The sequence below is a fragment of the Pseudaeromonas paramecii genome, assembly GCF_039540575.1.
Lineage (GTDB): Bacteria > Pseudomonadota > Gammaproteobacteria > Enterobacterales > Aeromonadaceae > Pseudaeromonas > Pseudaeromonas paramecii.
Genome location: NZ_BAABFC010000012.1, coordinates 185,524 through 198,923 on the forward strand (window position 1 = coordinate 185,524; position 13,400 = coordinate 198,923).

The 13,400-nt window shown below is 56.9% G+C and carries 10 protein-coding genes and 1 pseudogene; 3 read left to right on the forward strand and 8 right to left on the reverse strand.

What is annotated here, in order from left to right; translation table 11 throughout:
* The first annotated feature begins 10 nt into the window (after nucleotides 1–10).
* Complete coding sequence (gene deoD / locus ABD847_RS09490) at nucleotides 11–736, forward strand: purine-nucleoside phosphorylase (protein WP_345012330.1); 726 nt, start codon at nucleotides 11–13, stop codon at nucleotides 734–736.
* Here the strand turns inward: deoD and ABD847_RS09495 are convergent.
* On the reverse strand, nucleotides 721–1,350 hold the full coding sequence (locus ABD847_RS09495) for an AhpA/YtjB family protein (RefSeq protein WP_345012331.1): 630 nt from the start codon (nucleotides 1,348–1,350) through the stop codon (nucleotides 721–723). The two genes, deoD and ABD847_RS09495, sit on opposite strands and share 16 nt — an antisense overlap.
* 122 nt (nucleotides 1,351–1,472) lie before the next feature.
* Between ABD847_RS09495 and serB the strand changes: the two genes are divergently transcribed.
* Nucleotides 1,473–2,471: a phosphoserine phosphatase SerB gene (gene serB, locus ABD847_RS09500; protein ID WP_345012333.1), complete on the forward strand. Its 999-nt coding sequence runs from the start codon at nucleotides 1,473–1,475 to the stop codon at nucleotides 2,469–2,471.
* Nucleotides 2,472–2,621: 150 nt separating this feature from the next.
* Here serB and ABD847_RS09505 read toward each other — a convergent pair whose 3' ends face one another.
* Nucleotides 2,622–3,098: a hypothetical protein gene (locus ABD847_RS09505; RefSeq protein ID WP_345012336.1), complete on the reverse strand. Its 477-nt coding sequence runs from the start codon at nucleotides 3,096–3,098 to the stop codon at nucleotides 2,622–2,624.
* A gap of 741 nt (nucleotides 3,099–3,839) precedes the next feature.
* On the opposite strand from ABD847_RS09505, the pseudogene ABD847_RS09510 reads away from it, so the two are divergent.
* Nucleotides 3,840–4,193: pseudogene (locus ABD847_RS09510) on the forward strand (transposase); the annotation flags it as partial.
* Nucleotides 4,194–4,376: 183 nt separating this feature from the next.
* On the opposite strand, the gene ABD847_RS09515 reads toward ABD847_RS09510, so the two are convergent.
* From ABD847_RS09515 to ABD847_RS09540, 6 genes are all read right to left on the reverse strand, one after another.
* Complete coding sequence (locus ABD847_RS09515) at nucleotides 4,377–4,892, reverse strand: hypothetical protein (protein ID WP_345012338.1); 516 nt, start codon at nucleotides 4,890–4,892, stop codon at nucleotides 4,377–4,379.
* 70 nt (nucleotides 4,893–4,962) lie between these two features.
* The gene (locus ABD847_RS09520) at nucleotides 4,963–5,337 is read right to left on the reverse strand and encodes a lysozyme inhibitor LprI family protein (protein WP_345012341.1); all 375 of its coding nucleotides are present in this window, start codon (nucleotides 5,335–5,337) and stop codon (nucleotides 4,963–4,965) included.
* Nucleotides 5,334–7,967 (reverse strand): pesticin C-terminus-like muramidase, encoded by a 2,634-nt coding sequence (locus ABD847_RS09525; protein WP_345012344.1) that lies wholly within the window; start codon nucleotides 7,965–7,967, stop codon nucleotides 5,334–5,336. Before ABD847_RS09525 ends, ABD847_RS09520 begins: the two co-directional genes overlap by 4 nt.
* 45 nt (nucleotides 7,968–8,012) lie before the next feature.
* A complete protein-coding gene (locus ABD847_RS09530; protein ID WP_345012348.1) occupies nucleotides 8,013–10,040 on the reverse strand; it encodes a type VI secretion system Vgr family protein in 2,028 nt (675 codons plus the stop codon).
* Between the two features lie 191 nt (nucleotides 10,041–10,231).
* Nucleotides 10,232–10,750 carry a type VI secretion system effector Hcp1 gene (hcp1, locus tag ABD847_RS09535; RefSeq protein WP_345012350.1) on the reverse strand — a complete coding sequence of 173 codons (519 nt, stop codon included), beginning with the start codon at nucleotides 10,748–10,750 and terminating at the stop codon, nucleotides 10,232–10,234.
* A gap of 248 nt (nucleotides 10,751–10,998) precedes the next feature.
* The gene (locus tag ABD847_RS09540) at nucleotides 10,999–13,365 is read right to left on the reverse strand and encodes a PilZ domain-containing protein (protein ID WP_345012352.1); all 2,367 of its coding nucleotides are present in this window, start codon (nucleotides 13,363–13,365) and stop codon (nucleotides 10,999–11,001) included.
* Nucleotides 13,366–13,400 lie beyond the last annotated feature (35 nt).

The window sequence follows — 13,400 nt, forward strand, 5'->3', positions numbered from 1 at the left end:
AATAACAACGATGGCAACTCCTCATATCAACGCCGAAGCGGGCGCCTTTGCCGATGTGGTGCTGATGCCGGGGGATCCCCTGCGCGCCAAGTACATCGCCGAGACCTTTCTGGATGACGCCAAGCTGGTGACCGACGTGCGCAACATGTTCGGTTACACCGGCACCTACAAGGGCCGCCGGGTCTCCGTCATGGGCCATGGCATGGGCATCCCCTCCTGCTCCATCTACAGCAAGGAGCTGATCACCGAATATGGCGTCAAGACCCTGATCCGGGTGGGCTCCTGCGGCGCGGTGCGCCAGGACGTCAAGCTGCGGGACGTGGTGATCGGCATGGGTGCCTGCACCGACTCCAAGGTCAACCGTATGCGCTTCCGGGATCACGACTTCGCCGCCATCGCCGATTATGATTTGGTGCACAACGCGGTGCAAGCCGCCAAGGCCCTGGGGGTGACGGTGAAGGTGGGCAATCTGTTCTCCGCGGATCTGTTCTACAACCCGGATTTCACCATGTTCGACGTCATGGACAAGTACGGCATCCTGGGGGTGGAGATGGAAGCGGCGGGGATCTATGGCGTGGCGGCGGAGTTCGGTGCCAAGGCGCTGACCATCTGCACCGTGTCCGATCACATCAAGAACGGCGAGCAGACCACCAGCGAAGAGCGTCAGCTGACCTTCAACGACATGATCAAGGTGGCGCTGGAGTCCGTGTTGCTGGGGGATCAGGCGGCCGTCTGATCCTCGGCCTGCTCCTCGGCGTGCGCCTTGTGGCGCTGGACCTTGTGCCAGCGCCGGCGGGGAATGCCCTTGCACAGCAAGATGCCGGCGGCCAGCATCATCAACAGCAGCTGGCGCCAGCGCTCAAACAGGCTCTGTTGATACTCGGTGTGGGCGGCCAGCATCTTGCGCTCCTCCACCGTGATGCGTAAGAAGCCCAGCAAGTCCCCCTTGTCGGAGCGCAGCTCCTGCACGAAGGGGGTCCGACCCCGCCCCAGTGGCGGGGTTTGCGTTTCACCGGGGGCCAGTGCCAGCAGCTTGTCCAGCGGCACCGCCTGCGCCGAGCTCACCAGCTGGCGACCTTCGGCATCGTACAGGGTGGCGTCCCGCAGGTTGACGTCTTCGGCGAGCGTGTCCACCAGCTGTTGCAGGGCGGCGAGGTTTTGCGGCTGCAGATAACGGATGGCATCGTGGGCGGCGAAGCTGGTGAGGGTCTGAGCCAACAGGCGGCTCTGGCGCTTGAGCAGCAGGTCGCCATCGTGACGCACCTGCCAGGTGAGCACCATGGCCCAGATGGCCAACACCAGCCCGGATCCCAGATACAGCAGTCGGATCAGCTTGACACCCTTGGGCACAACCACACTCTCCCCCACGACAAAGGGCTCATCTTCGAACTTGCCTGGATAAAAAGCAATACGCTACCCTGACGCCTGTTTTGCCTATCTGACACAGTCCACAACAGGGAGTTGTTTCCGTCATGCCGTTTTCCTCGCTGCCCACCCGTCTGGCCGATTGGCCCGCCTTGTTTCCCGCCTCCGGCCTGCTGCGTCTGGGGGCTCAGGGTGCCGAACCCGTGGCCAGCCTACCGGATCATGCCGGTATCCTGGTGCTGATGGGCCGCCCGCTGGCGGTGAGTGAACTGGCCCCATTGGCCGCACGACTGGGTCAGGCTCCCGTGACCCTGCCGCCCTTCAATGTGGCCGGTGTCGAGGTACTGGTGCTGTTGACGGCTGGCTTTGATGAGGCCCTGGGGGAGTGGCTCAAGGCGCAGGAGTGGTCGCTGGATGCCGCCTATGTGCGGGCACTGCCGGATCTGGCCGAGCCTGGCCTGCTGCTGATGGACATGGACTCCACCGCCATCCAGATCGAGTGCATCGACGAGATCGCCCGGCTGGCCGGGGTGGGGGAGCAGGTGGCCGCCGTCACCGCCGCCGCCATGCAGGGCAAGCTGGAGTTCTGCGACAGCCTGCGCAACCGGGTGGCCCTGCTCAAGGATGCCGATGCCGGCATCTTGGAGCAGGTGGTGGATCTCATGCCTCTGATGCCGGGCTTGGAAATCCTGGTGGCGCGGCTCAAGCAAGCCGGCTGGAAGGTGGCCATCGCCTCCGGTGGCTTCACCCGCTTCGCCGGCCATCTGCAGCAGACCCTGGGGCTGGATCATATCGAGGCCAATAACCTGGTGGTGCGGGACGGTCGGCTCACCGGTGAGGTGGACGGCCGCATCGTGGACGGCAAGGTGAAGGCTCAGACCCTGCTGGATCTCAAGGTCCGCTACGGCATCGCCGACCACCAGACGGTGGCCATCGGCGACGGCGCCAACGATCTGCCCATGCTGGCCAACGCCGCCCTGGGGCTGGCCCTGCACGCCAAGCCCATCGTCCGTCAACAGGCCCAGGTCGCCATCGCCCGACTGGATCTGGAGGCGGCCCTCTGCCTGCTGGAGGCCGGCAGCCGCCTGGCCGCGTTGCGGGGCTAAATCTTGGCCGCCTGACTGCCGGATAAGCAAACAAAAACGGGAGCATTGAGCTCCCGTTTTTGTTGCAAATTCTGGTTGGCTGTTAGGTGATTAGTAGATCTGTACATATTTTCAGCCAGTCATGTTGACTCAGATTTACAATCTCGATCTTTATGGGAATTCAAAATTATTTGCTCTAACAATTTCATCTTGGATGTTTTCTATATATGGGTGTTCTACATCTTTATCACCAAAAGAATTTGCAAGGCAATCTGTTGAGCTCAGTAGGGATTTATCTTTCTTGATATCAATAAATGCTACGGCTCCTGGTTTTTCTTCTGGGACTCCTATCACATAGGCATAGCTGCCACGTGAAAAACCCAAATATCTAGTGTATGTCCCTTTGTCGAGCCACCTTTTTAACTTGTTTAACTCGTTGAACTTGACTTCAAGTTCAACATTTTGACCTCTTTTAAAATAATAGGTCAATGAGATGGGTTGTGTTGTTTTATAGCAGATTAGTGCTTTTTTTTCTAGCTTCTTGCTAGGCAGTGCACATTCTGCGACAAGCCTTTCTCCACTTGGGCAACTTATTTCAGCAAATGCTGCGTTGAGAAAAAAAAGCATAACAATGAAACTATATTTCATAAGAATATACTCTCGCATAACCTGTAAGCTGACTGCCTTTCCGCTAATCCCATGCTTCCGCCATTGACTACTCTAGTTACACCTAGTACATCATTATATCCATTATTATGGTCGGCAGAATAAATATGGTGACTAGACCAGAACCATAAGGCACTCCTTATGGCATAAGGCATGTCATTGACTAAATCTGGTGTTCTAAGCACGTCAGGCACTGTGTCATGCCATAAGTTTGAATAGTCACTCATAAAACCATTGTATTTACCGTAGCCAGTTATCTGTATTAGTCCTCTTCCTCTGAAGTTGTAACCATCTCCTGGGTGATCTTGTCTGTTGTTGTTTAGTCTGAGATAATGTTTCCTTCCTATAGCTTGCTCATCTGCTCTTCTAATAATCCTACCTCTGGCATCCTTAATGTATCCATCCTGTTGAGCTTCGGATGGATGGTTTCGATAATACTGACTAAAACTCAAAAGAGTCTGAGAGGAAAACTGGAACGACTCAGTCTTTCCTTTCATTCCAGGCCCCACCTCTCCTCTTATTTGCGAAAAGAAATGTCGAAGGCGAGTTGGACTATCTAGTTTGAATTCTATTAATCGACCATTTAACTCGTTAATTACAGTGTTGATATCTGCATCGGTGGCTTGCGGGAATATTTGTCTAAGCTGGCCTTGTTTCCGAAATCAGGGAACTATCTGGCTCTGCCGTGATCTGATCGCTTAGAACAACCAGACAGAGCGCCAGATGGGCAAGTCCAAGCACAAGATCAGCAACTGGAAACAGTACAACCAAGCCCTGGTGCAACGTGGTTCGTTGACCGTCTGGATGGATGAACAAGCCATCCAGCAATGGCATTGTCAGACCCATCACGGCCGCCGAGGGCGGGGATTCCATTACAGCGACACCGCCATTGAGACTGCGCTGATGCTCAAGGGAGTATTCAAGCTACCGCTGCGAGCCTTGGAGGGCTTTATCAACTCGCTGTTCAAGCTGATGAAGGTGCCCTTACAGTCGCCGGATTACAGCTGCATCAGCAAGCGCGCCAAGACGGTCGAAATCAAGTACCGCCTACCGAGCCAAGGCCCGGTTGCCCATCTTGGTCGGGGTGAAAGTCATGAACAAGGTCATTGGCCTTGGTATGCCTGTTCGGCAGGCTGTCAACTAAGCCCGCTCGGCGGGTAGGGGAGCAACCATCCGGCTTTGGATTTGTTCAACAAGGCCCTGATCCCCTGGTCAAAATGTACTGTGCTCGATTAAAAAAAGTTCATGAACTTGCCGTGATCATGTTCCATAGTTTTCGGTTAGATATTGCTTAATTTTCTTTGCATTATCCAATGGGTAACTTATGATTTTGCTATTTCTTTTAGTTTGATAGCCAGCCAGCTGCGCATCAATACTCGAATTAAGTTTCAACTCATAACCATTATCATGTTTATGATATGCCTTAACTTCATAATAATATGGGTATTCAATACCATTCATCTCATAATTAACATTCCAACGAAGAAGAACAACAACCGACTTAACTGTATTAATAGGGGCAAAAAAAACAGACATAACTTCAACTGGCGCGTCAGAGTAAAAAAAGACATCTACCAAGTTATTCTGTGGGCCGTCCTTTGATTCATAACTAAGATAAAATTCGACATCTCTTTTGTCTGGAGTATGTTGAAAGCATATGTATCCATTTTCAAAAGAATCATCCTTAAAAGGGCCTTGAATAATGGCGTTGGGGTTGTCTCCACAAGCGTAAGCTACGGATGAAATGCAAATTAACAACAAAAAGAGTAATTTCATAAAACTAATTATCATCTTATTTCACCACCTAAAATGTCGGAATAATAAATCACATCACAGATGGTTGTATTTACTTTGGTAAAAAACCATTTAAATAATCTATTCTGTCGACTGTCTTTTTGAGCTGGCAGGTTAAGTATTCCACACCAAATCCCTCCCCACCAGAGCCCATGCCTTGAGGGTTTTCAAAATTACAACTAGAATCACGAAACTTGATCCAATCACGTTGAGCTAGTTTCAAATACTTTGTTCTTGGCTCGCCAATTCCTTCGTAATCATTCTGAAAATATGAAAATAAATTTTGATAAACCTTATTTAGCTCCGCATCTGACTTATTATACAAAACCTCAACACAGTTAAATTTAGCCGTCAAGTCAAGGTTTTCACATTGCTTTGCATCAAACATTGCCATCGATGATGCGAAAATATACCCTAGTATAATCATAAATAGTTACACCTTCTTTGATATCTATCTAGCGGAACATTAAAAGTTTCTTTCCATCTGTTGCTTTTTATATTTTCTTTAAAAGCTGAAAAATCATCGTTATTCTTTATGCTCTCGATGAGGTTTGGTATGAAAAACTCTCTAGTACTAGGGCGATTATCCCCTCTAAAAGTAATATCAACGAGCACATCCTTTATTCTTTGAGGAAGTTCGACCCATGAAATTATTTTTTCCGGATCTAAATCAACACCATTTGGAACAGCTCTTGTGCGAGTCCCCTTCGGGTTTTCGATCGTTCTTTTAGCAATAGCATCTAACTTTAGATAAATTTCATTGAACAGATAGTGTTGCTGTTTTCTCGTGAGGGTCTGTTCATTTCTAGGAACAACGTCATTTATTGCTATAGTATAATTGTATGCAGCTTGCCTCTGTAGACCAACCGCATCTGTGAGCCATTGTAACATGGAGCTTGATAGTGGATTACAATTATCAGAAATTGCTTTTGTTAACTTATTAAGCTCACTAATTGATATTTGGCCAAGATCAAGCCCTCTTCCATAAGTAACACCAGATGCACCGATTACAACCCCTCTATTATTTGGAACATGCGGGTGCCTTGAAAAATATATACTTGTATCAATATCATTCCCTTCGGCATCAAATGTGAGTTGCCCTTTGGGTACCGTAAGCCACTTTTCATCCATTTCATCATCAGAAACGGGGTCTGTAATTAACCCCATCATCCCCGCCGGATGAATAAACCAAGGTTGTTCGCCCAGCAGGCTGCTGGTGTCATCGGCCCAGGCCATTTGCTCGTTATAGGCCTTGAGATAGGCTAACTGATTGGGGGCGTCGGCCAGTTCCTGCTCGTGGCGGGACCAGTCGCTGCGCTTGAGCCATTCGCTGTCATGTTTGATAAATAGCTTGCGGACGGCCTGGGACTTGTGGTGCAGGGCCTGCTGGATCGCCGCTGTGGTCGGTTGACTGGCGTCGTCTTGGTCGGTGATCACTTGCCGGTAGAGGGAGGCGAAGAAGTCGCTGCCAATCAGATGGTCGGTATCAACCGCAGACAGAAAGCCGTCGCTGTCCTGGCTGCCATTGACCAGGCGGACGCCCAGCTTGGCCCAGTCATGCTGGCTGACCAGTTGGGTCGTGCCGCCGATCAGCACATGCTGGCCTTCGGCCACCTTTACAAAGCGGGCACTGCCCTGGGTCACCAGGTCACTGTGGTTGACCGGCATGGGGGCGTCCCTGGGGCCAAAGGTGCCGATTCTCTGGTAGCCGCCGCTGGCGGGCAGTGCGAAGGTGTCCACCTCCTCGCCGGGCGGCAACAGCAGATATGGCTGGCCACCGCTAAGCCCGCCCTGGTTATTGAGGCAGGCGCGCAATGCGGACTCGTCCTGTGCCGCCACCAGTACCTCCAGATGCACGGCCTTCTCGGCCACCACCTTGAGCCCGTTGGCGGTGGGCTGGGCATATTCATGTTCGCCCCAGTGGCCGATGAGATCGCCGGCCTTCACTGGGATGGGGCTCTGCTGGCAATCCACCACCCGATCCCGCTGGATGGGCTCCGGAGTCTCAGCCGGCAGCAGGCTACCCAGCCGCTCGGCGGCCAGCCAGTAGCACTCGCCTGGTGCGCCATTGGTCATGACATGTCCCCCCCCATCTTTGACTGTGCCACTGCCTGCTTGGTAGATCTGCACCTTGACGAACTCCTTGAGCCCGCCACCCAGGGCTATCATGGTGCTTGGCTCTGCCAGTGTCACCACTTCGCTGTGCGCCGGCAAGCCACGCAGTGGGCTGTTGGGGCTGGGTATTTGACGGATCCAGCTGTTGCTGGCGGTGCGGTAACGCTCGGGCTTGGCTTCGGGCGGGGTCATCCAGGCCGGTCTTTGTGGTTGTTCGGCCTGAAGAAATTGTGTGGCGATGAAGAAGGCCTCCGGCTCCCCCGGCATAGGGGTCTTATACCGCACCAGTTGGTACCTGTGCCGTTGGTGCCGATCGTTGAGATATTCACCGGGCTCGGAGAGCCGCGTCACTTCGGCGCCCTGCTTGGCATGGCGCCGAGTGCTGGTGAGGTTCCCGGCCGCATCGCGCTGATAACTCGGTATCAATTGCAATTCGGCATGGTCAGTTGTGTGCGTCACCGCCTCATAGATGCAGACCTTATCGCCGGTGATCACATGGCGCGTGGCCGCCGCGCCATAGGCACAGTCACAGGCCAGATGCATGTAGAGGCTGTAGAAGGTCAAGGGGTTATGGCGAGTCTGCTGCTGGCCGGACACATTCTCGCTGGCTTCATAGTGATGGCGGATCAGGCAAAAGGAGGGCGATGTCTGAATGGTCACCGCTTGCTCCCCTTGCCCTGGATCTGGGGCGCGCATTATGGCGGCGGCTTGGCTGGCCAAGCGGTAGGCGACAATCTCACCCTCAGCGATGGCCCGGACCTCTCCCTGGGACGACCAGCCCCCCTGATCGCTCAGGTGCACACCGCCATGCCATAAGCGATTGTTGCCCAGCAAGAAGCTGCCCGCATTTTCTGCAGTGAGCCGCGTAATAAACTCATCGAGTGAGCCTATCTCTGTCGCGCCTTGTGCCCCCTGGAGGCGCATGGGGTAAACCAGTTTCATAGCCGTGTGCTCTTAGATATCAACGAATGACAAACAGGAAAACGATCAGCGCGAGGGATCCCACAAGGGTGGCCTGGGTTTGGCTTCCTTCACCTCTGCCTCCAGGCTGTGTTCGCTGGGGGTAGCCAGGTTGAGGGGGGCTTCGGCCGGTGGGGTGACGGCGGCCACCGCCTTGGGCGTGATCGGCGCTTTGCCCTGCCAACCTGCGCCCTTGCCCGGGCTGCCACCGGCATTGAGCTTGATGCTGGGGCCCACCAGCTTGACGCCGCTGGGATCGACTTTGACAAAGCTGCCACCGCCCTTGAGGGTGATCTCCGAGCCGGCCTCCAGCACCAGCTTGTCGCCCACCTTGATGTGCACCTCTTGCCCGGCTTCCACCCGCAGGGACTGGCCGAGTTTGTGGTGCTGGCTGCCGTCCACGGTGAGCGAGTAGTCCTGCTGGATATGGTCTCGCTTCTCGCCCTGTACGCTCAGGTGGTCGTGGGCCTGGATGCGGGTGATGCGCTCGTGGTCGATGTCTGTGTGCTGGTCGTGTTTTATATGCCAGGCCGCATCATTCTCGATGAGCAGGTTGAGGTCTTTTTGCCCGTGGAGGTATATCTCTTCGGCGCCGGCCTGGTCTTCGAACCTCAGCTCGTTGAAGCCCTCGCCCTGGTGAGTCTCGGTGCGCAGCACGGTGCGGGTCTTGTGCTCCGGCAGCGCATAGGGCGGCCGGTTGGTGGCATGAAAGGTGCGGCCAGTGACGATGGGCTGGTCGGGGTCGCCTTCCAAAAACGAGACGATGACCTCGTGGCCGATGCGCGGCAAGGCCAGCATGCCGTACTGGCCGCCGGCCCAGCCCTGGGCCACCCGCACCCAGCAGGAGCTGTACTCGTCGCTGCTGCCATAGCGGTCCCAGGGGAACTGCAGCTTCACCCGGCCGTGCTCGTCGCAGTAAATCTCCTCGCCCTGAGGTCCCACCACTGTGGCCATCTGCGGGCCGTCCACCCTGGGCTTGACCATCGGCTGGGGTCGCCAGGGGGTCTGGGCCGGCACCAGGGTGAACTCGTTGACATAGACGGTGGCCTCGCCGCCCCCCTCTTCCTCCAGGGCCTGGGGCTGGCGGCCAGTGTGCTGGATACGCACCGGCTGCCAGGCGATGTTGCACGCCGGGTTGGGGTGTTCACTCAGGCTGAACTGCTGACCCGGCCGCAGGCTGGCGGCGTTGGACGCCCCCAGGGCGCGCTGGGCCTCGGCCCGCAGGGCGTCCAGCCGATAGTCGGTGAAGGCCTGGCCGCTGGGGTCGGCCTTGAAGCGACCGGGGTAGTCGAAGTGCTCATAGTGCTGTTGCGGCAGCTCACCAGCCTGGGCCTGATGCAGCAGGCCGTAGGCCGGGGTCTTGAAGCTGTAGTCCTTGAGGGCCACCTCGTCCACGGCCACCGTCTGCTGGCAGCTTAAGCGGCGGATGAAGGCGCCCTGCTGCAAGCCCTGGTTGGCCGGGTTGTAGAAGAGGTCGGGGCCGGAGCCCAGGGCCTGTACCGTGTCGGCCAGCACCAGGCGATGGGCCCCCTGCTCGAACTCGTGAAAGTAGAACAGCCCCTCTTCGGCGGCCAGGCGCTGGACAAAGTCCAGGTCGCTCTCCCGGTACTGCACGCAGTACTCCCGTTGGGCATGGTCGTGCTGCAGGGCGAAGGCGTAGTCGCTGATGCCGGCCTCCTGCAGCAGCACGCTGATAATCTCCTGGGGGGTGAGGGCCTGGAAGATGCGGCTGTTGTGGCGCAGCCCCAGGCGCCACAGGGCCGGGCGCACCTCCAGCTGATAGCGGGTGCGGCGAAAGCCGGTGTCGCCCTGGGCAAACTGGCTCACCACGCCACTGATGCGCCGCTGCAGCTGACCGTCGAACCAAATCAGCAGCTCACAGGGGTGCTCCAGCAGCTCGGCGGCCTGGATGTCGGGCCGCGGGCTGGCCAGGGAGAGCCGCAGGGTGAAGGGGGCGCTCAAGGCCTCCTCCAGGCTGAAGTCCACCACCGCCAGGCCCTGGTCGGTGCCACCGTCGAAGGTGACCGTAAACTGTAATCCCGTGCTGTTTGCCATCTGCTTGCCCTGTGAGGTGACGTCGATTAACCAGGCTACCGCCCTCCCGTGCGCAGGACAGGATAGGGGTGACTGTGGGCGGCGTGCCGCTTTGCGCTGGCCTGGAGGTCAAGCCAGGGCAAAACGGCAAAAGGCTCCGGTCGCCGCCAGGGCGGTAACCGGAGCAATGTGCAGGGAAACACCTTGGGCGGTTAGGCCTCGATGGGGGCACGCCAGTCATCGGCGCCGGAGGTACCGGCCACCGTGTGCTCCCAGTCAATCTTGCGGTAGGCCAGAGAGACCTGGATGAGCTGGGTGAAGTCCGACTTGGTGGGGTCCTGGCAGTGGGGCATCTGGCAGTCGATGTCGACTATGGTGGCATCGGTCAGCAGGGTGCTGAAGAAGTGCTCCTGCTTGCCTTCCACCGAGGTGCGGTACCACTTGAGGGTGACCTTGGGCAGCATCTCGCCGGAGGCCAGGGCGTTGTACATCAGGGGCACGGCCTTGTTGAGCGCCACGGTGAACTTGAAGGGCTTGTGCACCCGCTGGCCGGCCGGCTGGCCGGACTGGGGATCGGTGGGGACGGTGACGATGTGCTTGAACTCTTGTACCAGCATCTCGTCTTCATGACCCTGGACAAAGATGTTGCCCACGGACTCGGAGGTGAAGGCGCCGGCGGTGATGTTGCCCTGGGCCTTGCCTTCGATGCTGATATAACATGGGGTTGGCATGGATAACTCCTGTTGATGGATGGATTAGACGCAAATCCACACACGCAGGAGCCATGCCAACCTTTTTTATTGTTATAAATCAATATCCTGCTTCGTAAGTTTGCGTCGCTGCGCAATGATTTGCTCGAAAAAGTGTGCAATGTTGCAATTTATTGCCTTGGTGGTGATATGTTTTGCTGTGGCTTGTTTTTCTAGTTTTTTAATTGAACAAGCTACAGCTTAAGGGAATAAGATCTACTTCCTGGTGATTACTTCAAGCTAATGCCCAGCCGGAACAGGGTCTCGCCCGTGGCGTCCATCAGATCGCATACCCCTATGATGCTCCACAGACTCTCTTCTAGCTGCTTGGCCTTGTGGATGGCGTATTTGGCGATGTAGTCCATCTCGTGGGCGACGAAGTCGATATCCGGCCGGCCGGTGCGGGAGGCGAACAGGCGTACCGAGAAGAAACCGCCGCGTTTCAATGCCTTGAGCACATAGGCCTGTTTGGCCGCCGCATCCTTGAAGCTCGACTCCAGGCGAATGTCGTAACTGTGATTGCCCTGGCTATCCAGCTGACGGCTGATAAACAGCTGCTGCTCCTTGGGTCTGTCTTCGCGCTTGACGTGGTTGAGGGGCTGCAACAGCACCGTCTTGAGCAGGTCGCCGTCGAACAAGGGGGTCAGGTTGTAGGGTTTATCATGGCGGCACTCGGCCAGCAGTTTGAGCAGGGGGCGGGGCCGCTCCACCATGCCGATGGCCCCCAGGCGTGTGGTCTGGTTCTTGTTCAGATACAAAGGCGTGGTGAACAGGTGATGGCTGTAGAGGTTGCGCAGGGCCACTGCCATGCCGGGATAGCGGCGCAGTTCCCGGGTGGCCCTGAGCTTGTCCTGATTGCTGTCGATCAAGCGGCTGAAGAACTGCCGGCCCACATGGCTGCTGGGCAGCCCCTCGATGCACAGGTGCAGTACGGTGCGGGTGGCATTGCTGTTGACGATGCGGTAAGGCAACTCGCTCAGATCCATCTCCTTGGCCAGGGATTGCAGCTTGGGCAAGGCCAGGTGGATGAGCTCGCCTTTCTCGCACGCCAGGGGTTGCTCCAGCTCGATCTGCAGGCCCTGGGTGGAGATGTCCCGGGTCCAGCCGATGATGCGATCCTCACCCCGCTTCACCACCACGGCGGTTTTGTGGCTGTAACGCAGCTCCTTGCGCAGCTGGGCGTAATGCAGCAGTTCCAGTTCGAACTCGGCAACCTCCTTGCGGTGGGCGAAGATCTGCAGTTCGTTGGCATTGTTTTGCGCCGGATCCGGCTGACTGAGCAGGTAGTCCCGGCGATGCTCCTCATCGTCCACCGCCTGCAGCAGGCCGATATAGCCCAACTCTCCCAACCACTGGGTGAGCTGCTCCTGGTAGGCGGTGGTCAGGCCGGGGGGGAGCAGGTTGCTCAGCTGGGGCAGGGCCAGATCCGCCACCTCCAGCTCCAGCTTGTAGACCCGCCAGCTGGGGCGCTTGGCGCCGACACTGAAGAACAGGCTACGCAAGCCGGTCTGTTCCAGCTCTTCACGACTGGCGGAGAAGAAGTAGATGTGGCTGCGCAGGGTGTGGGTGAAGCAGTAGATCCAGGTCTCTTTGCGTGGGGTCGGTTGGGCCAGCAGGGTCTTGAGGCGGCTCTCGCTAAACAGCCCGGCCAGCATCTCCTCGTTGCGCTCGTTGCGCCAGTATTCCAGCTCCTGCTGATTGTTCTCCGTCTTGAGCACGTAGCGCAGGGCCGGGATTTCGCCACGATCGAAAAACAGCGGCAGGCCCGTCATGCGTGGCAGGAAGTATTGCTCGTAGCCCTTCACCTGGGCGGAGGAGAGCAGATAGTCGATGCTGACCCGGTAACGCCACTTGTTGTCGTCGATGAAGCCCTTGAGGTAGGCGTCCAGCTCGGCGTCCTCCTCCTGACGCAGCAGCTTGAGCCAGGTGCGGCCGTCGCGACGCTCTTCCCCCAGTATCTGGTAGGGGATGGGCTTGCGGATGACGTTGGCCGGTTTCTCCTTGAGCAGGCCGACAAACTGCAGGTAACAGGTATCCCCCGGCTGATACAGGGGCGGGGTATCCACCTGCAGGCGCATGCCCCCCACCGAGATGTCGGAGGTTTTCGCATCCAGGGGGGCTTGTTCGCCCAATTGCAGCAGCACGGGGGAGCTGAAGTGCATGCGTTCCTCCCGCCGCTGGTGATAACTGGCGAAGCGAATCGCGTCGACATCCAGGCGGCCCGGTGGCAAGGGCGCGGCATTATCGCCGTTGGCCTGTTGCCGGTGCAGGCGCTCGTCCTCCATCACCGCTTCGTACACCCCCATGGTGTAGCGGTTGCGATAGATCTTGAGCTGGGTCTGAAAGACCTCCAGGGCCTCATCGGTGAGAAAATGCTGTACGCCACTGAACTGGAAGGGTTTGCTTTGCGGATGCCGGGCGCGCATGTCGATGACCCGGATGCAGGGGGCACACTTGCGCTTGAGTTCCATCTTGAGCAGAAACTGGGTGTTGCGACTCTCCTCGTGGGTGAGACGGGCAAAGATCTCCTCGAAATCCGGTTCCCTTACCAGAGGGATGAGCTGATCCAGCAAGGGTTGGTGGGCGACCATGTCCATGGGCGAGGGGGCTCCTGCTAACGCTGTGTCTATCA